Annotated in this window: 1 protein-coding gene and 1 rRNA gene; one reads left to right on the top strand and one right to left on the bottom strand. The window is 56.5% G+C overall.

Annotation, left to right across the window (positions count from 1 at the left end):
• Window positions 1–609: ribosomal RNA gene (locus I5G_RS18960) — 23S ribosomal RNA — on the bottom strand; the annotation flags it as partial.
• Between the two features lie 76 nt (window positions 610–685).
• On the opposite strand from I5G_RS18960, the gene I5G_RS26795 reads away from it, so the two are divergent.
• Window positions 686–877, top strand: a complete 192-nt coding sequence (locus tag I5G_RS26795) for a hypothetical protein (protein WP_083896711.1) — start codon at window positions 686–688, stop codon at window positions 875–877.
• Window positions 878–908: the final 31 nt, after the last annotated feature.

The following is a 908-nucleotide window of genomic DNA, read 5'->3' as shown; positions in this document are numbered from 1 at the left end:
AGCAAACGGTTTCAGGTACTATTTCACTCCCCTCCCGGGGTACTTTCACCTTTCCCTCACGGTACTTGTCGNCTATCGGTCATCTGGGAGTATTAGGCTATCANNGGTGGTCCTGACAGATTCACACGGGATTTCTCGGGCCCCGTGCTACTTGGGATACTCTTCACGCCAAGAACAGGCATTTCGACTACGGGGTTCGCACCCTCTATGACCGGCCATTCAAAACCGTTCGTCTATACCCTCTTGTCACGTCGACTGCTCGGCAGAACAATCAGAAAAGTCCCACAACCCCCAACATGCAACGCCTGCCGGCTATCACACACGCTAGGTTTAGCCTCTTCCGGTTTCGCTCGCCACTACTCACGGAATCGCTGTTGCTTTCTCTTCCTGTGGGTACTGAGATGTTTCACTTCCCCACGTTCCCTCTACCCGCCCTATATATTCAGGCGGGAGTCACCAGGTACGCACGCGCCCTGGCGGGGTTTCCCCATTCGGACACCCTCGGATCAAAACTCGCTTATCAGTTCCCCGAGGCTTATCGCAGATTGCTACGTCCTTCTTCGGCTCCAGATGCCAAGGCATCCACCGTTTGCTCTTAAAGACTTGAAATCACATGAGTTGAATCGTCAAAAAATTGACTAATGATCTTTAAGATCATCTACACCACACAACCCCAAAAGGTTGCATGGAAGATGCTCGCGTCCACTGTGTAGTTCTCAAAGTACGGGCGGTACCCACCCCCACCACCGGAACACCGGCGCAGGCGACCGCCGTCACCAGCGTCCTGGCCGATCGGGCCGGTGCCTGGGCCGTGCGCGTGCACGACGTTCCGACCACTCGCGACGCGCTCGCCGTCGCCCGCGCCTGGGAGGCCTGATGGACTTCGCCGACGAGATCACGCTGACGGG

This window comes from Microbacterium sp. B19, assembly GCF_000333395.1.
Taxonomy (GTDB): domain Bacteria; phylum Actinomycetota; class Actinomycetes; order Actinomycetales; family Microbacteriaceae; genus Microbacterium.
Note: the sequence above shows the minus strand (reverse complement) of the source record. Positions and strands in the feature narration are given on the sequence as shown.

Bases quoted from the DNA above. Each gene is read 5' to 3' on its own strand.
- I5G_RS26795 (WP_083896711.1), top strand. From the start codon at position 686: ATGGAAGATGCTCGCGTCCACTGTGTAGTTCTCAAAGTACGGGCGGTA.